Raw genomic sequence first — 24,538 nt, 5'->3', positions numbered from 1 at the left:
TCGATTGTATACTTGCTGCATACCACCGACAAGGAGCCTGGCAGCGTGGCGCAAAAAGGACTCACCCTTCGTCTTGCAGGGTTTGTAACCCTGTTCATTCTGTCCCACTTTTCCCATCATCTGCTGACGGCCCTGGTCATTCCCATGCTCCCTTTTATCCGGGATACCTTTAGCCTCTCCTACACCGCAGCGGGCCTGGTCGCTGCGGCGTTCAACTTTTCCAACGGGCTGGGGCAGCTTCCCGCCGGCTGGCTGGCCGACAAGGTCGGTGCCCGGATTGTCATGACCATCGGGCTTGCCGGCGTCGCTCTGGCCGGTGCTATGGTGGGGCTCTCCACCGGACTTCCGCTGCTGATTCTTTTTCTTGTCCTCATGGGACTTGCCGGGGGAGGATACCACCCCGCCGCGCCTCCCCTGATCATAGGCGCCGTGGGAGAGTCCCACAGGGGAAAGGCCCTGGGCTTCCATGTTATCGGCGGTTCCATGAGCCATTTTATTTCTCCGGTTATCGGCATCAGTCTGGCGATGCTCTGGGGCTGGCGCGGTGCCTTTCTGGGAACCGCTCTGCCGGTCTTTGTTTTCGGGGTGTTCTTTTTTCTTTTTCTTGGTCGAATCGGCATCGGAGCGGCTCCCAGACCTTCAGCCGCAGAAACAGCCGGGGCTGCATCGGAACTGCCGGATGCTCCGTCTCCGACCCATATTCACACCCGGATCGTTCCGCCCGGGGACTGGACGAAATCCCTTCGCCTGGTCGCTTTTATCGCTCTGACCAGCGCTGCCACCTCCTTCGGGCAGGCCTGTATTACCTTCACTCCCATGGTCATGCTCGATTTTTTTCATGTGGATGAAAAGGCTGCGGCCATGACCCTGTCGATTATCTATTCCGTCGGCTTCTGGGCAGCTCCTTTGAGCGGATATTTTTCCGACAGAATCGGCCGTGTCTCGGTACTGGTAGCCATGAGTCTGCTGCTGATTCCCGTCATCGGTCTTGTCACCCTTGTTCCATACGGCCCGCTGACCTACGTAATAATGATGGGTTTCGGGGTAGTCCTTTTTGCCCGGATGCCGGTTTCCGAAGCCTTTATCATCGAAAACGTATCACCCCGGAAGCGCTCCAGCGTGCTGGGAATCTATTATGCCGCCGGAATGGTCGGTGGTGCGACCCTGACTCCCCTGATAGGCATGGGAATCGACCGCTACGGCTTTCAAAGCGCCTTTTCCGTCACCGCCCTTGTTTACGCAGCACTGGTCCTGGTTTTCATCGCCCTCCTGGCAATCTCCGGAAAAAGGTATTCCCCGGAGTCTGTGACGGACTGAAGCCCTTCGGGATACGGCTTATTCGTATTCCTGTTCGGGAATATTGCTCAGGACGAACAGAAGGTTCTGAAGGTCCCCGGCGATTGTACGCAGACCCGGCAGATAGCTGCCCAGGGTCTCTTCCCGGGGTTTGGCCATTCCCAGCAGTACCAGGGAACTCTCCCTGGAGTTTTCTTCAATGACATCGCACAACTGACGTTTTTCCGGGTTCGGAACGATGAAAATCTCGCCCTGCATCCTCAGCTCCTGCAGGGTGGAAGCCAGTCTGGCCTCTGCTGCGGGCATGTCCTCCTCGCTGGAGACTATGGTTCCCAGTCGGATGCGCTTGTGCTGAGCTGAGTTCCGCTGAACAAGATGGGCCAGAAAGAGCATGAGCCGGACGTTCTGCTCCTGTCCTCCCCACCAGACAATCACCGGGTCGGAGCTGAAGTGCCAGGAAATCGTTCCGCGTTTGAACAGGAGGATGTTCTTATCCAGGGAGCTTAAACCCATAAGCAGCCCGGCATAATCCCGGTCCTGCTTTGTGCCGGAGGGAAAACCGAGCATGACCGTGTTGTAGGCTCCTCCCGCAAAGGCGGCAGACTGGGAGGAGATAAGGATTCCGTCGAAGAGGTTCCTCGTCTCCACCATGGTGGTAAAGATGTTTCTGTGATGCAGGGTTTCATTGAAGGAATCCAATTCATGCTGCATCTCGTCCCTTGACTGGGGAGAAGCCGGGTCCCGTACGGCATAGATCGCCAGGGCCCCGCTGTGGCGGGTAAAGAGGGCCGCCAGGCTTATTATCTCTGCATGACTGGCAATCTCCGCGGCAAAAATCTGAATCAGGGGCCGCCAGTTTTTTCCGGAACGGCTGCGGGTCTTCGCGAGCTTGCGGGAGACGGTAAAGAAGAGCCCTGTCCAGAACCCTTCCCATATACCCGGGCTTCCGGGATCCAGATTCCGTGCACGGATACTCAGCAGAAAAAAGACCAGCACCACCAGGGCAAGGGCGACCAGGGTGGCGGGGGTGTTTATCAGGAACATGACACCGAAACATCCCGCGGCCCCCATGAAACTGATCCACCAGGGAATGCTGATGGAGGGCCGGAAGGAGGGGTTCCCTACAAGTTTTTCCATTCCCGCCGCCAGGTTCAGGACACCGTAGGTGGTAAGAAAGAACATGGTCAGTACTTCCGCCACCGCATTCAGGTTACCCATGACGATTGCCCCCAGGGCAATCAATACCGAAACGGAAAGTCCGAGTATAGGTTCCCGGGTTTTTCCGACCCCCGAACCGAAGATCCGCGGCAGGGCGCCGTCCGAGCCCAGGGCCTGCATGGTCCTCGGGGCTGCGAGGAGGACTCCTATGGCGGAACTCAGGGTGGCGCCGAATACCCCCAGGGTAACAAGAAGAGGCCAGCGGGATGCGGCAACCAGAGAAGAGGATGCAAAAAGATCATCCCTGGCCACCGAGAAGGCAAGCATGACGGGAACCAGAAGGTAGACGATAAAGCCCACAGCTACCGCTGCAAGGGTCCCCCTGGGAATACTTTTTCCGGGGTTCTTGAGGTCTCCGGACATGGATACACCGGAAAGAATTCCGGTTACCGCCGGAAAGAATACGGCAAACACACCCCAGAAGCTCACACCCTCCAGATAGGAGGGTTCAAGATTGGAGAAGACCGGCCGGAACCCGGCGGCGATGGAGACGAAGCTCAGGATAATGAGGCTCAGGATAATGTATTGAATCCTTACCATAAAGGCGGCACCGATCAGAGCCAGCAGGCTGAGGAATCCCAGGGTTGCAAGAGCGATGATTCGGATATCCCAGGCAGGGACGACGTTTGCCAGGGATTCCGAGAAACCTATGATGTACAGGGCAATGGAGAGTGCCTGGCTCAGATAGAGGGGAATCCCCACAGCTCCACCGGGCAGAAATCCGAGGACCCTGTTGATCATGAAATAGGCCCCCCCGGTTTCCATGCGCTCGTTGGAGCCGATGCTGGATACGGACAGGGCGGTTATGAAGGTTATGGTATTTGCCAGAAATACGATTGCCAGGGTTCCATATAAACCTGCGTTTCCGACGATCCAGCCGAAACGCAGATACATGATTACACCGATTATAGTCAGAAAACTGGGGGTAAAGACTCCCCCGAAGGTACCAAGGGTCCGGAGCCGGGCCTCCTCCGACTGCCCGGTAGCATGCGGATCGAACTCGGCGGTGATTACAGTACTGCCGTCCAGGGGTCTCCTGTTTTTATCGAGCTTCCTAGACCAGCCCTTTATGTGCTGAAGAAGCTCAACCCCTCGTTCCCGTAAACCCATAGGCGCCTCCGTATTCGGCCCGGGCCGGTTTAGAATTCTGCGGACTTCACGGTCCGGGGAAAGGGAATCACGTCGCGGATATTCTGCATTCCGGTAATGTACTGGATAAGCCGTTCGAAGCCGAGACCAAAGCCGGAGTGGGGCACGGAACCGTATTTGCGCAGCTCCAGGTACCAGCTGTAGTCCTCCTTGTGCATCCCCAGCTCATCCATGCGCGCTTCGAGTTTCGACAGGTCCGCCTCGCGCTCGGAACCGCCGATTATCTCTCCCAGCCGGGGAACAAGGACATCCATTGCCCGGACGGTTTTACCGTCCCCGTTCTGCTTCATGTAAAAGGCCTTGATCTCTTTGGGATAGTCGGTAACGATAACAGGCCCCTTGTATACCGTCTCGGTCAGGAACTTTTCATGCTCCGACTGAAGGTCAGCACCCCACTGAACAGGAAAATCAAAAGAGGCGCTTCCGGAGTCCTGGGCCTTTTCAAGCTCTTTCATGGCTTCGGTATAGCTGACCCGGGCGAACTTTTTCGTGACCACCTCTTTAAGGACGTCGATTATTCCCTTCTGTATCCACTGGTTAAAAAAGGCCATATCCTCCCGGCATTCCTCGAGTACGGTGGAAATAATGAACTTGAGGAAATCCTCTGCCAGGTCCATGTTGCAGTTGATATCGCAGAAGGCGACTTCCGGTTCGATCATCCAGAACTCCGCCAGATGCCGGGTGGTGTTGGAGTTCTCGGCCCGGAAGGTGGGGCCGAAGGTATAGACCCTGCCCATGGAGAGGGCATAGGCTTCGGCTTCCAGCTGCCCGGTTACGGCCAGATAGGTCGGCCGCCCGAAGAAGTCACGGCTGAAGTCGGTGCTTCCTTCTTTCCGGGGCGGATTCTCCGGCGGCAGGGTGGTGACCCGGAACATCTGTCCCGCACCTTCCGCATCGACCCCGGTGATTATCGGGGTGTGAACGTAAAAAAAGCCCCGTTCCTGAAAGAAACGATGAATCGCGAAACTCATGGCATTGCGTACCCTGGCCACAGCCCCGAAGGTGTTGGTCCTTGGGCGAAGATGGGCTATCTCCCGCAAGAATTCGAAGGAGTGGCGCTTCTTCTGGAGCGGGTAACTTTCCTGGGGGGCTTCTCCGTAAAGACTGATCCCGGTGGCCTGGATTTCAACGGCCTGTCCGGATCCCGGAGATGCCGTCAGGCTTCCCTGAACCTGAATTCCGGCACCGGTGTTCACCTTTGCAAGGAGCTTCTCGTCCCAGCTTCCCTGCTCCTTGTCGATCACCGCCTGAATTGTGCTGAGGCAGGAGCCGTCGCTCAGGGCCAGAAAGACGAGGTTCTTTGAATCCCGCCTGGTTCTGACCCATGCGTTGAGGACTGTCGGCTGATTGCTTGCCGGGGTGGAAAGGAGATCTTTTACAGATGGTGTGGGAGTCTGGTTCGCTTCGGGCATCAGGTTCCTCCTTGGAAAGAATCGGTTTAAGAGATACCACAGGAGCAGAGGCGGGTCAAGAAGAGAAAAAAGAGAACGGACCGCAGCAACGCTGTGGCCCGTTCAATTAAAGGAGGTTCTGTATGTTAACCTCGGGCAGACTGCAGCCTCAGTCCACCCGGGACAATACACCGGTGCCGGTCAAGAGGCTTACTTGGCAGTTCTTGTAGTCGTTTTTGATTTTGAATACACATCAAAAGAAACAGCCGCAAGCAATACCAGCCCCTTGATAACGGATTGAATGAAGATATTGAATCCTAGGATTGACATACCGTTATTGAGAATACCCATGATCAGTCCGCCGATAATTCCGCCGATTATGGTTCCTTCGCCTCCCTTCATGGAGGCTCCGCCGATAAAGCAGGCCGCAATAACATCGAGTTCAAAATCTTTTCCCGCAAGGGGGGATGCGGCGTTCAATCTTCCGGCAAAGACGATTCCCGCAAGACCGGCAAGGAGTCCCATATTGGCATATACCCAGAACATGACCTGCTTGATGTTTACACCCGACAGGGCGGCGGCTTTTTCGTTACCCCCCACCGCATAGACATGTCGTCCTGCAACAGTCTTGGTCGCGATAAAGGAATATACTATTATCAGGGTAACCAGCAGAAACAGGACATAGGGGAATCCGTTGGCTGCGGCGAGCCAGAGACCGAACAGATTGATTATAAGGAAAAGACTGGCGATTTTCAGGATAAATGCGGTAAAAGACCCCAGAACAAAACCGTGTGCGGCTTTGCTCTTTCGGTCAAGGGACATGAAGAGTACGAGAACAAGGGATGCAATCAATACAATGACGATTGTGGTTACGTGCAGGACCCCGGAACCGGTAACAAAATTCGGAATCTGAAGTCCGGCTGCGCCAAGAAAATCGGGGATCGAACCGGAAGCGACGGTAATATATAAATCGGGCAGGGGAATGGTCAGACCGTTAAGAATCAGGTTGTTCAGACCTCTGAACAGGAGCATGCCTGCAAGGGTTGCTATGAAAGAGGGTATCTTCACATGGGCGATCCAGAACCCCTGCCAGACCCCGGCGAGCAGACCCATGAGCAGACCCAGAATGATCGACAGACCCGGTGTCAATCCCCAGGTTACGCTGAACAGGGCAGAGCAGGCACTTACAAAGGCGACAATCGAACCTACAGACAGGTCGATATTTCCTCCCGTCAGTATGCAGAGAGTCATTCCAATGGCCATAATGAGTATGTAGCTGTTCTGTCCGATCAGACGATATACATTGATCGGTTTTAAAAGAATACCGTTTGTTGCAATCTGAAAGATTATTATAATGGCAATCAGCGCCATCAGGATTGCATACTGGCGCAGATTACGTCTGAATACGATCTTAAGTTGTTCAAAGATGCTGCTGCTTCTGGTGATCTCAGCCGTCCCTTCATTCATCGTAGGATACCTCTCCTGGTTTTCTTCTGTTTTCTCCGCAGGCCTTACCGGCCGCTTGAGCTCTGGACAATGCTTGTCATGATCTTCTCTTGACTCGCTTCCTTTGCCGGCATTTCGTCCACGATTCTGCCTTCATTCATCACATATATACGATCCGAAATTCCGAGTATTTCCGGTAACTCGGAAGAAATGAACATGACGCACTTTCCTTCGTCGGCAAGCTGATTGATGATTTTGTATATTTCATACTTGGCTCCCACATCTATTCCCCTGGTGGGCTCATCGAGAATGAGCACATCCGGATCGGTGAAAAGACATTTGGACACACAGACTTTCTGCTGGTTCCCGCCGGAAAGGCTTTCGGCCTTCTGAAAAATACTTGAGGCTTTGATATTCAACGCCTCTTTGTATTCATTAGCTACTTTAATTTCTATATTCAGATCAATTACACCGTTCTTTTTTAATTTGTTCAGGTTTGAAAGAGTAATGTTCTCCTTGATGTCGCTGATGAGTATCAGACCGTCCTCTTTTCTGTTCTCTGAAAGATAGGCTACTCCGCTTTCTATTGCATCCCTGACCCGGTTGAGGACAATTTCCTTTCCGTTCTTTATGACCTTGCCTTCGATGTTTCTTCCGTACATTTTGCCGAAAATGCTCATTGCAAGTTCCGTCCGTCCGGCGCCCATCAGTCCGGAAAATCCGACTATCTCTCCTTTGCGGAGTTTGAAGCTGACATTATCGATGACGACTTTTGTGTCATCCAGGGGGTCATAGACCTTCCAGTCCTGAACCTCGAAGGCTACCTCGCCGATATTGGGCGTTCTTTCAGGGAAACGATTGGTCAGTTTTCGCCCCACCATGTGCCGGATGATATTGTCCTCGCTGATCTCCGCATCACCCTTTTCCATGGTTGTGATTGTCTGACCGTCCCGCAGAACCGTAAGGCGATTGCAGATTTGAGTCAGCTCGTGCAATTTATGAGAAATGATTATGCAGGACAGTCCCCGGGTCCTGTTCAACTCGACCAGCAGATTCAGAAGGTTCTGGGAATCCCTGTCATTCAGCGCCGCAGTCGGTTCATCCAGAATGAGCAGTTTGCAGTTCTTTCCCAGGGCTTTGGCAATTTCCACCAGCTGCTGCTGTCCGACCATAATATCTTTGATCAATGCATCATGGTGGATGTTCAATCCGACCATTTTCATCAATTTTTTTGCTTCTTCAGCCGTAGTTTCCCAGTCTATGATTCCGTTTTTCTGTCGTTCGTTTCCCAGGAAAATATTCTCCGCAACGGTCATAAAAGGATTCAGGGCGAGTTCCTGATGGATAAAGGCAATTCCAAGTTCTTCACTGTCCTTGATGTTTTTGAACCTGCATTCCCTGCCCTCAAAATAAATCTCGCCCTCATAGGTTCCGTGGGGGTGGATGCCGCTCAATACATTCATCAGGGTGGACTTCCCGGCACCATTTTCGCCAACCAGGGCATGAATGTTTCCATTGCCGACTTCGAAACTTACATTGTCCAGGGCTTTAACGCCGGGGAAAATTTTGGTTATGTTCCGCATCTCAAGTATGTTTTCTGACATGTGCTTGAATCCTTTATATAACCGGTACAGACGCTCCTGGCAGCTGTACCGGTTATTGAGAAAAATAGAGTCAGGTCTACATTATTTCATCAATGGTGTAATATCCGGAATCAATCAGAAGTTCCTTGTAATTGTTCTTGTCGGCAAAAACCGGATCACACAGGAATGATGGAACAACCTTTACATTGTTGTCGTAGGATTCAGTATCGTTGACGGTAACCTTTTTGCCTTCGCCTATTTCCGACACCATGGTAACCACCCGTTCTGCAAGGGTTCTGGTATCCTTGAACACGGACATTGACTGTTCGCCGTTGATCATCATTTTTACGTTGATTTTGTCGCAGTCCTGGCCGGTAAGGACCGGATACGGTTTTGATGCAGTGCCGTAGCCTGCTGATTTAAGGGATGCCACGATTCCCTGGGCAAGACTGTCGTTGGGGGAAAGAACAACGTCAACTTTCTTGTCGGCATAGTAAGCGGTAAGAAGGTTATCCATACGGGCCTGAGCGCCTTCGGCTTTCCAGGCAGATATTGCTATGACACTCATTTCAGTCTGGCCGGAATTTATCACGAGCTGGCCCTTGTCGATGTAGGGCTGCAGCTGGTCCATGGCACCCTGATTGAAAAGGTAGGCGTTGTTATCATCCGGGGAGCCGCCGAATACCTCAAGGTTGTACGGACCTTTTCCGCTCTTGAGTCCCAGCTCCTCAACAATAAAATTGCCCTGAAGCGTGCCTACTTTATAGTTGTCGAAGGTAGCGTAATAGTCTACGTTTTCTGTATCCATAATCAGACGGTCGTAGGCGATTACCAGGCAGCCCTCACTTTTCGCCTGTGCCAGAGCGCCTTTAAGGGCGGTACTGTCGATGGAAGCGATTACCAGGATTTTGTTCCCGGCGGTGACGAGGTTTTCCAGCTGAGAAACCTGAGTGGCAACCTGGTTGTTGGCATACTGAAGATCGACCTTGTAGCCTTTGGCTTCAAGTTTAGATTTCAGGTACTGACCATCCTGGTTCCATCTCTGCAGAGATTTGGTCGGCATGAGGATTCCGACCTTTTTGGCCGTCCCCTCTTCCTGTCCGCCGGCGGCGAAGATCGGAAAAGCAAGCAGAACCAGCAGTACACAGAGAACTCCGATTCGTAGAGCATTTTTCATACAACTCTCCTTATAGAATATGTTTTCTTAATTGTATGATCGCTTCCAATGCTTCGATACAGGATTCTTATTACAATGTCTGTCTATTTTTTTTATGGGGACTAATTTCGCTGAACCGGATAGCAGAATATTGATGTCAATTTTCTCTTGATCTGTTTCTATAAATATCTTCCGCTGAATGAAATCCGTCTTTGATTATGGTTTCTTCCATATTATCCTTGAAAACTGCCCGCGGCATCTCGACAAAGTAGGGGATTGTGGTATTGCTTCCATTCTCCACCAGTCTGTCAGGCTCGGGAGCTTCTCCCCGGGCAATGGCGACGGATATCTGGGCTGCACGGGTGGCAAGCCTGCTGATGGGCTTATATACCGTCATGAGCTGCAAGCCCTCAACAACCCGCTGACATGAAAGCAGATCGGCATCCTGTCCGACTACAGCGACCTTTCCTGCCAGACGCCGTTCTGCGAGGAGTTGAATCGCAGAGTTTGCAAGCTGGTCGTTCCCGGCGGATATGGCGTCTATATCGGTGGTCCTTTCCAGTATTTCACTTATCCGAGCGGTGGCTTCGTCTCCGCTCCACTGCTCGAGCCAGATCTCGTCCACAATGGAAACCGCGCCGGATTCTATGTAGGGATCCAGAATCTCGTGCAAACCCTGGTTTACCAGGTAACTGTTATTGTCCCTCACCGATCCGTTTACGATCAGATATTTTCCCCGGGGTACCTTCCGGGTGAGGGCCCTTCCGAAGAGCCTGCCGACTTCCACATTATCGAAGGATACGTAGGCGGATATCGGTACTCCCTGAATCAGTCGGTCGTAGGCGATAACCGGAATTTTCTGATCGTTGACCTCCTTGATGACACCGGCCAGCATGGATGTATCATGGGGCAGCACAACCAGAATATCGATGTCCTGTTTCAGAAGGTAGCGAATCTGGTCGATCTGCGCCCTGGTTCCCCCTGCGGAGAGCTGGAAAAGAACCTCCGCACCCAGCTCCTTTGCCGCTCCGGTAAAGATCTTGATGTCCTTGTTCCATCGTTCAAGAATGAATGTATCCGTGGCAATGGAGAAACCAATGATGATTCTCCGGTCAGCCATTCCGGCATCCTCTTTCTGTGCCCTGCTGCAGGAGAATAGAAGCATCAGGAGAATCAGAAGGGAAAATATTCCGGGTATCCTATTTTTCATCGCTATGCTCCTGAAGATAGGTGCTTGGAGAAAAGCCCTTTTGTTTCCGAAAAATCCTGCTGAAGTAATTGGGGTCCTGGTATCCGACACTGCAGGCTATTTCCTTTATGGGAAGGCGGTTTTCCAGCAGTAATTCCTCCGCCACCTTCAGCCGAACGGAGGTCAGGTAATCAATAAAAGAGATACTGAGCTGCTCTGTAAAGAGTCTGCTCATATAGCTTGAAGATACCCCGCAAAAGTCAGCCACATCCGTGAGCTGAAGGGGCCGGTCGTAATTCCCCTGGATGTAGTACAGAGCCCGGGTCAGTACCGCGGGAAGGTTTTTTTCCATGTGCTGATGTTCGGCCTCCATCAGGGTTCGCAGGGACCTCCAGATCCAGGCATCAAGATCCTTCCTGGCGTTGATGGGGGTAATCTCGGCGGCAGGATCAAAGAGAATATAGCGGGCAGCCTTTTTACCCAGGGAGCGGTAGAAATCGTCAAGGAGCAGGGTAAAGAAGGCGATTATTCTCGATTTTGCCACGGGAAAAGGAGAAGAGGAAAATACCTTTTCGTAGTACGATGTAAAAGGCTCCTGGATATCCTCAAAGGAGGCGGCTCTGGCGATGGCACTTCGAAGTTCTCCCAGTTCCTCCCAGTCCTCGTGCCTGCCGGTATCCCGCTCATCGTTCTCTCTGAGGGCCCGCAGGGCCTCCTCGCAGGAGCGAAAGAATTCTTCATAGGAATGCTGCCCGCCGAGTCCTTTTTGTACCTGTGCATTGGAGGGGAGAACCTGGGTAAAAACAAGATCGAGAAAGTCTTGCAGCCGCCGGGTTTCCTCGTCTCCGGGCAGGAAGATCAGCGTACTTCCCAGATATTCGGTGGAGAGTATCTGATACTTGTGGCTTATCTTGCGGTGAATCTCCCTGTGGATTCCCGACAGTGCTTCCGCCTCGGGTCCCTCGATACGGAACACAAAGACCCTCGCCTGATCGGATTCAAGAGAAAAGAGCAGTTTGTATTTTTCCCATTCCCTTTTTGTCAGGCTTTTCCAGCTGATCAGAAGCAGGAAATTCCGCTCCTCCCAGCTCATTGAATCGGCTGATATCCGCGCCTTGTCCAGTCTGGCGGCGGCAATCTCGGTCTGTTCATCCAGATGCTGTTTTGCCTTCATGAGGGTTTCAAGAAACCTGCTGCGGGAAATAGGTTTTACCAGATAGTCGAATACCTTGAGGGGAATTGCTCTTTTTGCAATATCAAAACGTTCGTAGGCTGTGGAGAGGATAAATAGGGTTGCCGGATGGTTGCGCTGCAGCTCCTTGATGGTGTCCAGGCCGTCGATTCCCGGCATTCCGATATCCATGAAAACGATATCCGGACTGCAGTTGTAGGCCATGGATATGGCCTCGAAACCCGTGCGTGCCTTGCCGCAGACGGAGAAAGAATCGGAGGATGTTTCCACCATGTAGGAAAAACTTTCCAGAACCGGCTCTTCATCATCAACGATCATAACTTTATACATGGTTCTTCCTCCAGGTTAATCCGGATGATAATCTCCGTGCCTGTATGGGTTTCGCTCTCAATGGAAATAACCTCTCTGTTTCGGGGATAAAAGAAGTAGAGCCGCTGGATAACATTCTCGAGACCCATTACCTTGGATGTATGTTCCTGGTCCCGGGTATAGCGCTTTAAAAGAGAGTCGCTGACTTCCCGGGGTATGCCTGACCCGTTATCCCTGACCGACAGCAGAAGCATATTCTCTTCTTTCCTTACCCTGACACCTATCTCTCCACCGGTGTGGGCTCCCTTGAAGGCATGGATGATGGAATTCTCCACCAGGGGCTGCAGAATCAGGGCGGGAATGGAACAGGTATCGAGGATGTCCTCCTGAACATCCAGGCTGAAGGAGTAGGTGTGGGGGAAACGGATTTCCAGAATATAAAAATAGGACCTCAGGCCTTCAATCTCGTGGCGAAGGGGAACGATAAGCTTGCGCTCCCGTATATTGTGACGAAAAAAGGTGGCCAGGTTTTCCATAAAGGCCGCGGTCTTGTCGGCATTCTCGATGATTGCAAGCTGTACACCCGTATTTATCGTATTGAACAGAAAGTGGGGATTCATCTGAGCCTGCATGGTATACAGCTCCATGCGTTTCAGGAGCTGCTCCATTTTCATGTTCCGCAGTTTCTCGTTCATGTATCCCTGTTCGATGCTTTTTTGCCGCTGTATCTCAGTTATGTAGCGGCGGATATCGTTTTTCATGTTGTTAAAGGCCTCGACAACGGCGCTGACCTCGGTGACGGAGGAAATATGGATATCCGGTATGTCGAAGTTGCCGGTGGAGAGTTCTTCTGCCATCTGGGCCAGGCGGTGCATGGGGTTCGTAACCTTGCTGATGGAAAAGAGCATCCAGGTTATGGAAAACAGAAAGGCGAAGATAATTGTCAGCAGATTATGGAACTGGAGAACCCGGGAAGCTTCTATTACAGATTCATAGGCGGTGAGCTGTTCCCGAATTCCCGAGAGGCTGATGCTGTCGATTCTTCGGGCGATGTGGGCGTTCATCTTTTCCATATCTTCATAAATCTGGGTGTATTCGTTTATGGCCCGGCCTCGTTTCATGTTGATGGCCTGTTCCACCATATCGAGGTAGTTTGTGAGCATGAAGAAGATTTCCCGCTCCGCCAGACGGTACGAACTTTTATATACCGGCGTCTGTTCGGGTACCATGTTCCTGAGGGTCTGTTCCTGGATCAGGAGGGCGGCCAGGGCTTTGGATGATCTGCTGGAAAGATAATCCAGAAGAGGTCCCCTGACTTCGGAGATCTCATACTGCAGTTTCTGATAAAACTGCTCTTTGCGGAACTGGCTGTTCACAATGGTCTGGATTTTCATGGAACTGTAAAAGGTGTAGGACATGGATATGACGATAATTCCCAGTCCCAGAAAGATATTCAGGAAAAGCTGCAGCCGCAGGGATTCTCTCACCGTCTGCTCCCGTTTTTCCTGAAACGGTCGACGTTCCGTTCCGTTACAATTTCGACTCCCGTATCCACATAGCCGGGCATGTGTCCCTCGCTCTGCTGCTTGACCAGGACCTTTACGGCGTTGTAGCCGATATCCCAGGGATTTGTAGCGATGGTAGCCTCGAGAATACCTTTTTCCACGTAATCCAGGATTGCATCCTCCGTTCCGAATCCGATCAGCCGTACGGTGCCCACCATATTCATGTCGATAAGCACCTGGGTCGCCGCCAGGGTATCGCTGGTGTCAGTAAATACAATGGTGGATATCCAGGGTTCGTTCAGCAGCATCTCGTAGGTCAGCTCTTCCGCGTCCAGGGGATTCAGATTTGTAATCCGGCTTTCCAGGGGTGTTTCCAGCAGGGGCCCCAGGGTCGAGGTTATTCCCAGTCCGACCAGGTCCTTTTCCGCGTAGATTCCCGGGGACTTCATCGAGTAGACCACAGCGATCTGAAGGGGGGAGCCTGAGCGGGACTTGATGAGGTTTCCGATTTTTTTTCCGATATCGAAATTATTGGTTCCCACAAAAGGCCATGGGGAGCTGTCCGACAGGGTATGCTCTATGAGCACTACGGATATGCCGGAATCATCAAACTCGTCAAGAATCCTTCGGGCCTCTTCCTCGTTGATGCTCGGGTAAAGGACTACTCCGTCGATTCCGGAGAAGCGGGCCATTTCAAGATCCAGGGAATCGTTTCCAATGGTATGAAAGGATAAGGCGCAGTCCATTTCCTCCGCTGCTTCCTGCGCCCCGCTGGCCACGGAACGGAAAAAGCTGTAAAACTCCCTGGGCAGAAAGAAAGCAAAATGGTAATCCGCTGTTTCCGTTTCCTCGCTGCCGGATGTCAGGCTCGAAAGATCGACTATAGCATTAATGGAAAGGATAAAAGAGATTATAAACAGGGAGCTGAAGATAAAGAGCAGGGATTTTTCCATGGGAGCTTTCATTTGCGGGTATTATAGCATGGCATAATACCCGCACATACTTATAATTCCTTTACTCCCTCAGGATTTCCACAGCGCTCTCCATGGACCAGTACTTTCCCGGATAACGTGTCTCGCCGTACAGTGATATCCTGGAACGATACGCAATATCCCTGCAGGATGTACCGAGCATGAGCTCAAAATCCCCGGGCTCCACGATCCGGCGATGGTCGAGGCCGGTAAAGGAGAGCATGTCGCAGGGCTAAGGGCAGAGATCGATGGCGATATACTTCGCTTCTTTTACTCTTATGGTTCAGCCGGGGACTGGCAGCAGATCGGTCCTGACCTGGATTCAAAGGTGCTTTCGGATGAATATATGCAGCGAAACAGTTTTACCGGGGCCTTTTCCGGGCTGTGTTGTCAGGACCTGTCAGGGGAACGTCTGTATGCCGACTTTGATTATTTTGAGTATAGAGATGTAAAACAGGATTGATTACTTCAAAAACAGTTTTTATACTTCTTATGGGAACCTGAAATGGAAAAACGGGGATTGTGTCTCGAATTTGAGGCATAAAATCCCCTTTTTTCATTGTTTGTTCTTCCGGATAAAAAAAACTTGTAAAATCTATGGTATATCTGATATATTATTTATCGTAGATTTACGGATACGGATTTACCAGATTTCCGATGGAGCAATGCGATGCTTATAGAAGTTGAGGACGATTTTCGGAGTTCTTCTGACAAGGCCTATGAAAAGATTTTTGACATGATTCTTACCGGACAGCTGAAACCCGGAGAAAAACTTATACGTCGCAAGCTCGCTGAAAAGACAGGGGTCAGCACGATTCCGGTAATGGAAGCCCTGCTGCGCCTCGAGGCCCTCGGCATCGTAGAGTCCATTCCCTACCGCGGTTCCAGGGTTGTTCCGATCACCAAGGAGAAAGTCAGGGACTGGTATGCCCTCAGGGAGGCCATCGAATGTCAGGTTATGCGTATCATTACACGCACCCTCACGGAAGATGAAATCGCCGACCTGGAAAAGCTGGCGAATAAGCTGGACGCCATGGAGCAGGCAGGGGATACCGAGGGAGAGGAGTTCTGGGAACTCCACTTCGAGATGCACATGATCATGGCCAGAAAAACCGGGCATCAGTCTCTTATCGATTCACTCCACCGAATAAACCTGTTCAGGCTGCTGCAGCGCGCCCAGTACAGTGCGACGGAACATAAGAATCAGATTCCCAAGGACAATCACCACTGCCTGATCGATGCACTGCGAACCAGAGATCCTCTTATTGCGGAAGAGGTTATGCGGGAACACATCTATCATAGCGATAGTATGATCTGATTGGTTTAAAGCCCGTCGGGATGTGGCCGAAGTGATTATCGATCTTCTGTGTTCTGCAGGATTTGTAACCGGCCAGACTCTGACAATCGACGGCGGTTTTACATTATAGAATTGCGTCAGCAGGATAATGATAGTAGCATTCTGAAGAAGGGCAGTTTTAGAATGCCTTACAACAGGGAGGATTTAGATGGGATTGTCGGATCTCCATATTGATTTTAAAAAGGTAAGCATCTTTGAGGTGGGTCCCAGGGACGGTCTGCAGAATGAACCGGATTTTATTGCCACCGGCGACAAGATCAGGCTTGTGGAGATGCTGCAGGACGCGGGGTGCCGCCGCATCGAGGTAACAAGTTTTGTACATCCCCGGTGGGTCCCCCAGATGGCGGATGCCGTGGATGTACTGAATGGAATAAGTCGGCGGGAGGGAATCACCTACAACGCCCTGATCCCCAATTTCAAGGGACTGGAACGCGCTGTTGACGCCGGTTTGAAGGAAGTCGTTACCATCATGAGTTCCAGCGAGAGTCACAATACCAAGAACCTGAACATGAGTGTCGCAGAATCCCTGGAAGAGATGAAGAGGATAAATGAATACGCCGCCTCCCACGGGGTACGTGTCAGATCATACATCGGGACCGCCTACGGATGCCCCATGGAGGGGGCAATACCGGTAGAAAAGGTTGTTGATATCGCGAAGAAGCTGGAGGAGTACGGCTCCTACGAGATATCCCTGGGGGACACCACCGGGATGGCCGGGCCGGTTTCTGCCTACGAGGTGGGCAGCAGGGTCCGGGAACAGCTTAAAAAAGCGAGCCTTGCGGCCCATTTTCATCGGGCTTCGGGGATCGAGTTTGCCAATGTGCTCGTCTCCCTCCAGGCAGGTATCGATGTAATCGACTCCGCCGCCGGGGGACTCGGGGGCTGCCCCTATGCGCCGGGGGCTACGGGAAACATAGCTACCGAAACCCTGGTGGACATGCTGCACCGTCTGGGGCTTGAAACCGGTATAGATCTTGAGAAAATTACGAAGGCCGGAGACTTTGCAAAAGGATTGAGTGCCTACGAACACACGGCTTAAAAGGAGGTAAAGGGTGGACAAGCTCAAAGAAATAAAGGACAGGTTTGCTGAAGGTGAAATAAAGCAGCAGCATCTGGAGACAATGATATTTAACGAGGTATATGATTCCGATGCATCCCGTCTTCAGGATGCCTGTCATGATGCAGCCCGGATTCGCTGCTCCGTCGCGGAAGAAAGCACCGGCGTCAGCCTCGATCTGATTAAAAACTCGAGGCTGGATAACTCCGGACTCTCGGAGGGGCACCTTCTTACGGGAATTGAAATGAAGGTCGGGGCCGCCCTGATACCCATGGGACTGGCCGGACCGGTTAAAATCAGCGGGGAGTATGCAAAAGGCGAATACTACCTTCCCCTGGCAACCAACGAAGCTGCTCTTGTCGCCGGAGTGCAGCGGGGTGTCAAGGCCATAAACATGTCGGGGGGAATCCGTACCCAGGTGACCTTTGACGGAATGAGCAGGGCGCCCCTCCTGGAGGCCCCCGATATCGACGCCGCCAAAAAATTCTGTATCCGTGTCCAGGAGGACAGGGATCTGATACAGGAGCTGAACAAGGAGATTAAAGACCCCTTCGTCCGCCTGGAATATATCGAACCCTATCAGCTGGGAACAAAAGTCTTCCTCAGGATGGTCTGCAAGACCGGCGATGCCATGGGAATGAACGGCGTTACCAAGGCCTCCGCCGATATCGCCCGGAGGATTCTGAAGGATCTGGAGGGCTGGAAGCTCATAACCATATCCAGCAACCTGTGTACCGATAAAAAGGCTTCCCATATCAACATACTGCAGGGCCGGGGAAAAAGCGTTCATGCCGAGGTCTTTGTTCCCGAAGAGGTCCTCCAGAAGGTTTTCAAGAAAGGGGTGACCAGCAGGAGTGTTGAGCGGGTGGTTTTTCATAAGTGTTATCTGGGCTCCACCTTGAGCGGAACCATAAGCGGTTTCAATGTAAACGCCGCCAATGCGCTGGCTGCGTTTTTCGCCGCCACCGGCCAGGACATGGCCCATGTCGTCTCGAGCTCCGCCGCCTTTGTCCAGGCCGACGCCGTGGAGGGGGGACTCCACTTCATGGTTTCCATGCCCTCCCTGGAGATCGCGACCATCGGCGGAGGGACAAACTTCGGTACTGCCCGGGAGGCCCTCAAGCTTCTCGGCTGTGGAGAAATCGGCACCAGTCCTGATGATAACGAAAATGTAAAGCGCCTGGCGGAGATCTGCTGCACCGCCGTTGCCGCCCTGGACCTGAACACTGCCTGTGCCCAGGCGGCGGGATATGAGATGGCGGACAGCCATGTAGCCCTGGCCAGGGGAGAAAAATAAGAGGGAGGAGACCATGAAGGCGCTGGTTTTACAAAAGAAGGGTGAAATTTCCCTTCAGGACGTGGACATACAGGAAGAACTGGGTCCACGGGATGTCCGAATCGCCGTCGGGGCGGTGGGTATCTGCGGAAGCGATATTCACTACTACCAGCACGGTAAAATCGGACCCTTTGTTGTCCGGGAGCCAATGATTCTAGGTCATGAAGCTGCCGGAACGGTCCTGGAAGAAGGACTAGTCTTCCTTTGGCGCCTTGTAATCCCCTTCACAGACTGATATTCTCTCCCTAATCCTTATATAGAGGATACAGCTGTATGACAATTCAGATATTCGGCACAAAGAAGTGCAAGAACACCCAGAAGGCGGTCAGGTTTTTCAAGGAACGGGGTATTACTCCCCATCAGGTAGACCTCAGGGAGAAGGGCATCTCCCCCGGGGAGCTATCGAATATTGCCCGGGCTGTTGGGCGGGATAATCTTGTCGATCCCGAGAGCAGGGCTTACAAGGACAAGGGAATGGCTTATATGGAATTTGATCCCGAAGAAGAAGTTCTTGAGAACCCACTGCTTTTAAAAACGCCGGTTGTCCGGAACGGAAAAGACGCAACCATCGGCCTTGCCCTGGAAACCTGGCAGGCCTGGATCGAGCAAGAACGTTGACGGAAAAAAACGCGGTCCGCTATGCCGTTCTCGGCAGCGGCTCTTCTGCTAATGCCTACGTTTTTTCCTGCCGGGGACGGTCCGTAATTGTGGACAACGGCTTCAGCGTCAGGGAGGCCCTGGCGCGGATGGACCGGGCCGGGATTTCTCCTGATTCCGTGGATGGACTCTTCCTGACCCACACCCATGGCGACCATATGAAAGGGGCGGGGGCCCTGTGCAGAAGACTCAAGATACCAATGTTTACCGCCTCCGGTCTGACCCTGCCTGATTCCGTTGGAAAACTGCCGGGCCTATACACAATGCAACCGGGAAAGGAGCACAGTTTTTCCTGGTGCAGCTGCCTTCCTTTCTCCACCTTTCATGACGTAGATCGTCCTGTGGCCTACAGTTTTTCCATTCAGGGAGAGCGCTTTACTGTTCTTACGGATACCGGGGAGCTCTCCGACGAAATGTTCCACCTGGTATCCACCAGCCGGGTCCTCTTTCTTGAAGCCAATTACGATCCCGAGATGCTGTCAAGCGGACCCTATCCGGCGAGCCTGAAACGGCGCATCGCGTCAAAATGGGGTCACCTGTCCAATCAGCAGGCAGTGGATTTTCTATCCGAGATCAGCGAGAATAGAAGGAAGCCGGACAGGGTCTTTATGTGTCACCTGTCCCACAACAACAATACTCCGGAAAAAGTCCGGGAGAGTATAGCCTCTTCGCGGGCTGCGGATATGGACTGCCGCGTTCTGGACCGGGGAGAGCTTTGTACCGGGGACTTTGTCCCCGGGCTGAAAATGACGATAAGCCTCTAGGAGAAGGTATGAACACACACGCGAATATGCTCAACCATGTGCTCTTCAACACGGCTGCGGCCTACCCGGATTATCCCGCCCTCGGCTTTGCCGGGGAAGAGCCCCTCAGCTATTCGGAATGTACGGATCTGGTGGACCGGCTTGCCGCCCGGCTGGTCTCGGACGGAATAGCTCCCGGAGACCGGATAGGACTTCTGAGCGAAAATATGCCGAACTGGGGAATTGCCTATATGGCCATAAACCGCGCTGGAGGGATCGTTGTCCCGGTTCTGCCGGATTTTCCGCCTCAGGATGTGTCTGCCATTTTTACACATGCAGAGATCAAAGCCTGTTTTATTTCAAAGCGTATGGTTCCCAAACTGGAAGCTGCGGACGTCTGTGGCCCGGACACGGGTCTCTATCTGATAGACTCTTTTGCGCCCCTTGGCTCCCTGGAAGGCGAATCCATCGCCGCGGCAGAGGCTCTTTCTCGAGAAGATTTTCTGCCGGAAGCGGGTTTCAGCTACACCGGAAATCCCGATGATCCGGCAGTCATTATCTATACCTCCGGAACGACGGGCCACTCCAAGGGGGTGGTGCTCACAAACCGCAACATCATTTTTGATGCTGAAAAGACAAGCGTAATACCCGGCATACAGGCAGGGGAGTCGATGCTCTCCATCCTTCCTCTTGCGCATACCTATGAGTGCACCATCGGTTTTATTATCCCTCTTTTTATGGGCTGTGCGGTTTACTATCTGCGGCGGCCGCCGTCGGCTACGGTTCTGATGCCGGCCCTTAAAAAAGTACGTCCCCACCTGATTCTCTCGGTTCCCCTGCTCATTGAGAAGCTTTACCGTCAAAGTGTACTGCCCTCCTTCAGGAAGAGTCCACTGCTGCGGCGTCTCCACGGGACAACTCCGGGACGTATAATCCTGAACCGGCTGGCGGGCAAGAAACTCAGGAAGGCCTTTGGAGGACGCCTCTATTTCTTCGGTATCGGCGGTGCAGCTCTTGCTCCGGAGGTAGAGGATTTTCTGATCGAAGCCAGATTCCCCTATGCCATCGGCTACGGCCTGACGGAAACTTCACCCCTTATTGCCGGGGCTGACAATCCGAACATGAAGGCCCGCTCAACGGGTAAACCCATCGAGGGTATCGAGGTTAAAATCTCAGAACCAAATGCGGAAAACGGGGAGGGGGAGATCCTTGTACGGGGCCCCATCGTAATGCAGGGCTATTACAAGGATCCGAAACGAACCGCTGAGGTAATCGACGGGGATGGCTGGTTTCACACCGGGGATTTAGGGGTCTTCGATGCAGAGGGTCGTCTGTACATAAAGGGACGCATGAAGAACATGATCCTGGGACCCAGCGGCGAGAACATCTATCCCGAGGCCATAGAGTCCATTATCAACAGCTTTGATTTCGTAGAGGACTCCCTGGTGTTTCAGGACCAGGGCGAGCTGAGCGCACGGATACATATTAATTACGACGCCTTCAAGGAGCATCTCCACAACATGGCCGAATCCGCCGCTGATGTTCCCCGGGAGATAGGGGAGTATCTGAACGAACTGCGAAAGTCGGTGAATGCGCGCCTGAGCAGCTTCTCCAGGATCGGGAAGTTTATCGAGCAGAAGGATCCTTTCGAGAAGACGCCGACTCAGAAAATAAAACGCTTTCTCTACGATGCCCTCCACCGGCATGGAAATGATGATTCCGACCAGGGAAAAGACCAGGGCGGTACTTAGGGGGATGGAGTAATATCGTCGGGAGACAGGAATTTTCTTTTGGCCAGGGCTATTCGATTGAGGGATTCCCTGAGCCTCTGCTGCGGGATTCTTCCTGTCTCCAGGGCTTCCAGGAGTCTTTGCCGGGATTCCAGCGCCGCTACAGGCATCAGCAGGATATCCGCTCCGGCTTCAAAAGCCAGGAGCGGCAGTTCGACAGCATTATAAAAAGCGGTAACTCCGCCCATCCTCAGACTGTCTGTAAAAACGAGTCCATTATAATCCATCTCATCCCTGAGAAGATTCCTGCTGATAATTCCGGAAAGACTGGCAGGCTTTCCGGAATTATCGAGGGAAGGCACGATAATGTGCCCGGTCATGATACCGCCGATTCCCTGCTTTATTAGTGCTGAAAAGGGAAGCATCTCCCGCCGGGTCAGAATCTCCCGGGAGGCGTCCAGCACGGTTTTCTCTGTATGGGAATCACCGTAGGCTGCACCGTGACCGGGAAAGTGTTTGGCCACCGAGAGTATTCCCTCGTCTTCCAGAGTTTTGGAAAAGGCGCACGCCATCCGTGAAACCAGCTGCGCTTCGGTCCCGTAACTCCTTTCACCCATGGTACCGCCGGTTCCGGGAATGTGAATATCCGCCACCGGCGCAAAGTTTACGGAGAAGCCCAGGTCCTTGAGTTGTTTCGCAATGGTTCTGGCAGCTTCCCGGGCTTTTGCTGTGTATCCTGAGGCACCGATGACCCGGGCAGATGGTACCGGGATCCCGCCCATGGCGGGAACTGCGGTGAGCCGACTGACCACACCTCCCTCCTCATCCAGGGCGATGAAGGGAGGAATAGTCGTCAGGCTTTGGAGATCTGCAATCAGCTCTCTGGTCTGCTGGGGATTTCTCAGATTATCGGCGAAAAGGATGTATCCCCCGGGCTGAAGATCCGCGGCCCATTCCCGGAAGGCTTCGTTCATCCTTGTGATGAGCTGTCCGGTTTCCGGGTGCCGTACTTCCACCAGAAAAAGCTGGCCGATCTGTCGCTTTATGTCCATCCGGTCAAGGTATGCAGCCAACGGGTCCGGCGCTGATTCGGGCTTCTTTTCATCTTCAGCGGTTGCCGGTAGTTCCGGCTTTACTGCAACCCCTTTCTGATCCGCCGCGCTGTCTGCTTCCCCTGAGGGTGCAGGCTTTTCCTGCTTCTCCCGTATCGGGTATGAAGCTGAGGCGGTGGATTCCTGCAGACCTGTGCAGGAGCTAAACAGGAGTAGGACGGCTGCAAGGGGCAGCAGAAATCGGCTCATGTACCTTTTGTAAACCATAGACCCGGCCTTGTGCAATCGGGATGCTTGTATTTACCATACTAAAACAGGTATACTCCATGCCACGTACCTGTCAATAAGAACACAAGGAAAGGAATAACCATGGCTGGAGCCAGTCCCCTGCATCCATTATCCGATATTCACATACGTAAAGCCCATCCCCTCTTTTCACCGGCAGCCCTTAAAGAGTTGTATCCGGTTACTCCCGCCAGCAACGAAACGGTTTTCACGGGCCGAAAACAGGTCGTCGATATCCTGAAGGGAAAAGACAGGCGGCTTCTCGGTATCATCGGTCCCTGCTCAATTCACAGCCGAAAGGTTGCCCTGGATTACGCGGAGCGACTGAAGGGCCTGCAGGAAAAGGTAAAGGACAGTATGCTTCTTTTAATGCGGGTCTATTTTGAAAAGCCCAGGACGGTGCTGGGGTGGCGGGGACTCATTACGGACCCCGACCTGGACGGAAGCTACAAGATCGAAAAGGGACTCAAGCAGGCCCGGCAGATCCTGCTGGAAATCACGGAGATGGGTATGCCAGTGGGGTCTGAGATCCTCGAACCGATCATCCCACAGTATATCGCCGACCTGATTTCCTGGGCGGCAATCGGGGCGCGAACTACCGAGAGCCAGACCCACCGCCAGATGGCTTCCGGTCTTTCAATGCCCGTGGGTTTCAAGAACGGTACCTCCGGTAATCTCAAGCTTGCAGTGGACGCCATGGAGGCTTCCCGGCATCCCCAGAGTTTTATCGGTATAGACCAGGCAGGCAATACCTGTGTTCTGCACACAACGGGCAATCCCAATAACCACATAATTCTCCGGGGCGGCAGGGACGCCCCCAATTACTACGAGGAGAATGTGGAGGAGGCCCGGGAGATGCTCGCCGGCAGCGGGATAGATCCGGCTGTTATGATCGATTGCAGCCACATGAATTCCGGAAAAGATCCCTTCAAGCAGGAGAGGGTTCTGCGGGCCCTGACCGACTACCGCCGGAGGGGTCTGAACGAAGTCGTCGGCTTTATGCTGGAAAGCAATCTCTTTGAGGGCAGCCAGTCCATCGGCAGCAATCCCGCAGAGCTTATTTACGGAGTTTCCATAACCGATGCCTGTATCGGCTGGGACGCCACTGAACGGATGCTCCTGGAAACCCACGAGGCCCTTTCCGGGATCATTTGATTTGAGCCTGACCGGTTTTATTTGTATTTTCCAGAGTAGACAACAACAAAAATGGAGGATACGACATGGAACATAAAAGAGTTGCCCTTCTTCTGGCGGACGGTTTTGAAGAGGTTGAGGCTGTTACCCCCATAGATTTTCTGCGTCGCGCGGGCCTGGATCTCGTCACCCTTGGCGTTACCGGTCTACAGGTTACCGGCGGCCATAATATTATTGTCCACGCCGATAAAAAGCTGGAAGATTTCAGTCAGGAAGTAGATGCCCTGATCATCCCGGGTGGAATGCCGGGAGCCGCCAACATAGCTGCTTCTGATAAGGCTGTAAAGCTGATAGAAGATGTTTACAGGAAAGACGGTCTCATTGCCGCTATCTGCGCTGCCCCCGCTGTGGTGCTCTATCCCCTGGGTATCCTGGATACGAGAAAGGCTACCTGCTTCCCAGGATTTGAGAAGGAGTGGACCAGGGCGAACTTCAGTCCCGAGAGGGTCGTGATCGACGGCAACGTAATTACCAGCCGAGGAGCGGGTACGGCGGCGGAGTTCTCTGAAGCGATTATTGCCCGCCTGGCAGGAGATGCAGCCGCTGCTGACATCCACTCCAGGACTCTGCAGAAAAATTAGCCAGTGTCCCGAACCCTGGGGATACCTCAGGCCCAGGCATAGGCCGGAAGGTAGTCCGCCGCCTGTTTTAACGGAGTACTGATCCCCTTAAGCCAGATCAGCCTGTCACTGACAGAGAGCCGGGCAGTCCGTGAGAAAAAG

Annotated in this window: 22 protein-coding genes; 11 read left to right on the top strand and 11 right to left on the bottom strand. The window is 52.8% G+C overall.

Annotated features, from left to right (window positions below):
* Window positions 1-45: 45 nt before the first annotated feature.
* The gene (locus B4O97_RS09930) at window positions 46-1,317 is read left to right on the top strand and encodes an MFS transporter (protein ID WP_158084244.1); all 1,272 of its coding nucleotides are present in this window, start codon (window positions 46-48) and stop codon (window positions 1,315-1,317) included.
* 18 nt (window positions 1,318-1,335) lie between these two features.
* On the opposite strand, the gene B4O97_RS09925 is transcribed toward B4O97_RS09930, so the two are convergent.
* The 10 genes from B4O97_RS09925 to B4O97_RS19620 all read right to left on the bottom strand — a co-directional run bounded on the left by B4O97_RS09925 (window position 1,336) and on the right by B4O97_RS19620 (window position 14,628).
* On the bottom strand, window positions 1,336-3,624 hold the full coding sequence (locus B4O97_RS09925; RefSeq protein WP_083050487.1) for an APC family permease: 2,289 nt from the start codon (window positions 3,622-3,624) through the stop codon (window positions 1,336-1,338).
* A 29-nt stretch (window positions 3,625-3,653) separates the two neighbouring features.
* Window positions 3,654-5,075 (bottom strand): asparagine--tRNA ligase, encoded by a 1,422-nt coding sequence (gene asnS, locus B4O97_RS09920; protein WP_083050486.1) that lies wholly within the window; start codon window positions 5,073-5,075, stop codon window positions 3,654-3,656.
* Between the two features lie 189 nt (window positions 5,076-5,264).
* Entirely contained in the window at window positions 5,265-6,521 is a 1,257-nt protein-coding gene (mmsB, locus tag B4O97_RS09915) for a multiple monosaccharide ABC transporter permease (RefSeq protein WP_083050484.1), read from the bottom strand.
* 44 nt (window positions 6,522-6,565) lie between these two features.
* The gene (locus B4O97_RS09910; protein WP_083050483.1) at window positions 6,566-8,104 is read right to left on the bottom strand and encodes a sugar ABC transporter ATP-binding protein; all 1,539 of its coding nucleotides are present in this window, start codon (window positions 8,102-8,104) and stop codon (window positions 6,566-6,568) included.
* 76 nt (window positions 8,105-8,180) lie between these two features.
* Window positions 8,181-9,260 (bottom strand): multiple monosaccharide ABC transporter substrate-binding protein, encoded by a 1,080-nt coding sequence (gene chvE / locus B4O97_RS09905; protein ID WP_083050481.1) that lies wholly within the window; start codon window positions 9,258-9,260, stop codon window positions 8,181-8,183.
* A gap of 136 nt (window positions 9,261-9,396) precedes the next feature.
* Entirely contained in the window at window positions 9,397-10,449 is a 1,053-nt protein-coding gene (locus B4O97_RS09900; RefSeq protein ID WP_083050480.1) for a substrate-binding domain-containing protein, read from the bottom strand.
* Window positions 10,439-11,950 carry a helix-turn-helix domain-containing protein gene (locus B4O97_RS09895; RefSeq protein WP_083050478.1) on the bottom strand — a complete coding sequence of 504 codons (1,512 nt, stop codon included), beginning with the start codon at window positions 11,948-11,950 and terminating at the stop codon, window positions 10,439-10,441. Before B4O97_RS09895 ends, B4O97_RS09900 begins: the two co-directional genes overlap by 11 nt.
* Window positions 11,935-13,416 (bottom strand): sensor histidine kinase, encoded by a 1,482-nt coding sequence (locus tag B4O97_RS09890; RefSeq protein ID WP_083050701.1) that lies wholly within the window; start codon window positions 13,414-13,416, stop codon window positions 11,935-11,937. Before B4O97_RS09890 ends, B4O97_RS09895 begins: the two co-directional genes overlap by 16 nt.
* On the bottom strand, window positions 13,413-14,387 hold the full coding sequence (locus B4O97_RS09885) for a sugar ABC transporter substrate-binding protein (protein WP_083050477.1): 975 nt from the start codon (window positions 14,385-14,387) through the stop codon (window positions 13,413-13,415). The genes B4O97_RS09890 and B4O97_RS09885 overlap by 4 nt, the downstream gene beginning before the upstream one ends.
* A 61-nt stretch (window positions 14,388-14,448) precedes the next feature.
* Window positions 14,449-14,628: a hypothetical protein gene (locus tag B4O97_RS19620; protein WP_143305635.1), complete on the bottom strand. Its 180-nt coding sequence runs from the start codon at window positions 14,626-14,628 to the stop codon at window positions 14,449-14,451.
* Between B4O97_RS19620 and B4O97_RS19500 the strand changes: the two genes are divergently transcribed.
* The 8 genes from B4O97_RS19500 to B4O97_RS09845 all read left to right on the top strand — a co-directional run bounded on the left by B4O97_RS19500 (window position 14,602) and on the right by B4O97_RS09845 (window position 21,306).
* The gene (locus B4O97_RS19500; RefSeq protein WP_083050475.1) at window positions 14,602-14,868 is read left to right on the top strand and encodes a beta-xylosidase family glycoside hydrolase; all 267 of its coding nucleotides are present in this window, start codon (window positions 14,602-14,604) and stop codon (window positions 14,866-14,868) included. The genes B4O97_RS19620 and B4O97_RS19500 overlap by 27 nt on opposite strands.
* Before the next feature lie 207 nt (window positions 14,869-15,075).
* Window positions 15,076-15,723: a GntR family transcriptional regulator gene (locus B4O97_RS09875; protein WP_083050474.1), complete on the top strand. Its 648-nt coding sequence runs from the start codon at window positions 15,076-15,078 to the stop codon at window positions 15,721-15,723.
* A 187-nt stretch (window positions 15,724-15,910) separates the two neighbouring features.
* Entirely contained in the window at window positions 15,911-16,801 is an 891-nt protein-coding gene (locus B4O97_RS09870; protein ID WP_083050473.1) for a hydroxymethylglutaryl-CoA lyase, read from the top strand.
* Window positions 16,802-16,814: 13 nt separating this feature from the next.
* Window positions 16,815-18,116, top strand: coding sequence for a hypothetical protein (locus B4O97_RS09865; RefSeq protein ID WP_083050472.1), 1,302 nt, complete (start codon window positions 16,815-16,817; stop codon window positions 18,114-18,116).
* A 13-nt stretch (window positions 18,117-18,129) separates the two neighbouring features.
* Complete coding sequence (locus tag B4O97_RS19750) at window positions 18,130-18,390, top strand: alcohol dehydrogenase catalytic domain-containing protein (protein WP_083050471.1); 261 nt, start codon at window positions 18,130-18,132, stop codon at window positions 18,388-18,390.
* 38 nt (window positions 18,391-18,428) lie between these two features.
* Window positions 18,429-18,773 carry an arsenate reductase family protein gene (locus B4O97_RS09855; RefSeq protein WP_083050469.1) on the top strand — a complete coding sequence of 115 codons (345 nt, stop codon included), beginning with the start codon at window positions 18,429-18,431 and terminating at the stop codon, window positions 18,771-18,773.
* On the top strand, window positions 18,770-19,576 hold the full coding sequence (locus B4O97_RS09850) for an MBL fold metallo-hydrolase (protein WP_158084243.1): 807 nt from the start codon (window positions 18,770-18,772) through the stop codon (window positions 19,574-19,576). The genes B4O97_RS09855 and B4O97_RS09850 overlap by 4 nt, the downstream gene beginning before the upstream one ends.
* An 8-nt stretch (window positions 19,577-19,584) precedes the next feature.
* Entirely contained in the window at window positions 19,585-21,306 is a 1,722-nt protein-coding gene (locus tag B4O97_RS09845; protein WP_083050467.1) for an AMP-binding protein, read from the top strand.
* Here the strand turns inward: B4O97_RS09845 and B4O97_RS09840 are convergent.
* Entirely contained in the window at window positions 21,303-22,586 is a 1,284-nt protein-coding gene (locus B4O97_RS09840) for a glycoside hydrolase family 3 N-terminal domain-containing protein (protein WP_158084242.1), read from the bottom strand. The genes B4O97_RS09845 and B4O97_RS09840 overlap by 4 nt on opposite strands.
* Window positions 22,587-22,706: 120 nt before the next feature.
* Between B4O97_RS09840 and B4O97_RS09835 the strand changes: the two genes are divergently transcribed.
* Window positions 22,707-23,777 (top strand): 3-deoxy-7-phosphoheptulonate synthase, encoded by a 1,071-nt coding sequence (locus B4O97_RS09835; RefSeq protein ID WP_083050465.1) that lies wholly within the window; start codon window positions 22,707-22,709, stop codon window positions 23,775-23,777.
* Window positions 23,778-23,842: 65 nt separating this feature from the next.
* Window positions 23,843-24,397: a DJ-1 family glyoxalase III gene (locus B4O97_RS09830; RefSeq protein WP_083050464.1), complete on the top strand. Its 555-nt coding sequence runs from the start codon at window positions 23,843-23,845 to the stop codon at window positions 24,395-24,397.
* Window positions 24,398-24,538 lie beyond the last annotated feature (141 nt).

The organism is Marispirochaeta aestuarii, from assembly GCF_002087085.1.
In the GTDB taxonomy this organism is placed as follows: Bacteria; Spirochaetota; Spirochaetia; order JC444; family Marispirochaetaceae; genus Marispirochaeta; species Marispirochaeta aestuarii.
Note: the sequence above shows the minus strand (reverse complement) of the source record. Positions and strands in the feature narration are given on the sequence as shown.

Coding starts and splice junctions, on each gene's coding strand:
- asnS (WP_083050486.1), bottom strand. CDS start 5,075: ATGCCCGAAGCGAACCAGACTCCCACACCATCTGTAAAAGATCTCCTT.
- B4O97_RS09925 (WP_083050487.1), bottom strand. CDS start 3,624: ATGGGTTTACGGGAACGAGGGGTTGAGCTTCTTCAGCACATAAAGGGC.
- B4O97_RS09895 (WP_083050478.1), bottom strand. CDS start 11,950: ATGTATAAAGTTATGATCGTTGATGATGAAGAGCCGGTTCTGGAAAGT.
- B4O97_RS19620 (WP_143305635.1), bottom strand. CDS start 14,628: ATGCTCTCCTTTACCGGCCTCGACCATCGCCGGATCGTGGAGCCCGGG.
- B4O97_RS09910 (WP_083050483.1), bottom strand. CDS start 8,104: ATGTCAGAAAACATACTTGAGATGCGGAACATAACCAAAATTTTCCCC.
- B4O97_RS09845 (WP_083050467.1), top strand. CDS start 19,585: ATGAACACACACGCGAATATGCTCAACCATGTGCTCTTCAACACGGCT.
- B4O97_RS19500 (WP_083050475.1), top strand. CDS start 14,602: ATGGTCGAGGCCGGTAAAGGAGAGCATGTCGCAGGGCTAAGGGCAGAG.
- B4O97_RS09885 (WP_083050477.1), bottom strand. CDS start 14,387: ATGGAAAAATCCCTGCTCTTTATCTTCAGCTCCCTGTTTATAATCTCT.
- B4O97_RS09900 (WP_083050480.1), bottom strand. CDS start 10,449: ATGAAAAATAGGATACCCGGAATATTTTCCCTTCTGATTCTCCTGATG.
- mmsB (WP_083050484.1), bottom strand. CDS start 6,521: ATGAATGAAGGGACGGCTGAGATCACCAGAAGCAGCAGCATCTTTGAA.
- B4O97_RS09830 (WP_083050464.1), top strand. CDS start 23,843: ATGGAACATAAAAGAGTTGCCCTTCTTCTGGCGGACGGTTTTGAAGAG.
- B4O97_RS09870 (WP_083050473.1), top strand. CDS start 15,911: ATGGGATTGTCGGATCTCCATATTGATTTTAAAAAGGTAAGCATCTTT.
- B4O97_RS09855 (WP_083050469.1), top strand. CDS start 18,429: ATGACAATTCAGATATTCGGCACAAAGAAGTGCAAGAACACCCAGAAG.
- B4O97_RS09875 (WP_083050474.1), top strand. CDS start 15,076: ATGCTTATAGAAGTTGAGGACGATTTTCGGAGTTCTTCTGACAAGGCC.
- B4O97_RS19750 (WP_083050471.1), top strand. CDS start 18,130: ATGAAGGCGCTGGTTTTACAAAAGAAGGGTGAAATTTCCCTTCAGGAC.
- B4O97_RS09840 (WP_158084242.1), bottom strand. CDS start 22,586: ATGAGCCGATTTCTGCTGCCCCTTGCAGCCGTCCTACTCCTGTTTAGC.
- chvE (WP_083050481.1), bottom strand. CDS start 9,260: ATGAAAAATGCTCTACGAATCGGAGTTCTCTGTGTACTGCTGGTTCTG.
- B4O97_RS09835 (WP_083050465.1), top strand. CDS start 22,707: ATGGCTGGAGCCAGTCCCCTGCATCCATTATCCGATATTCACATACGT.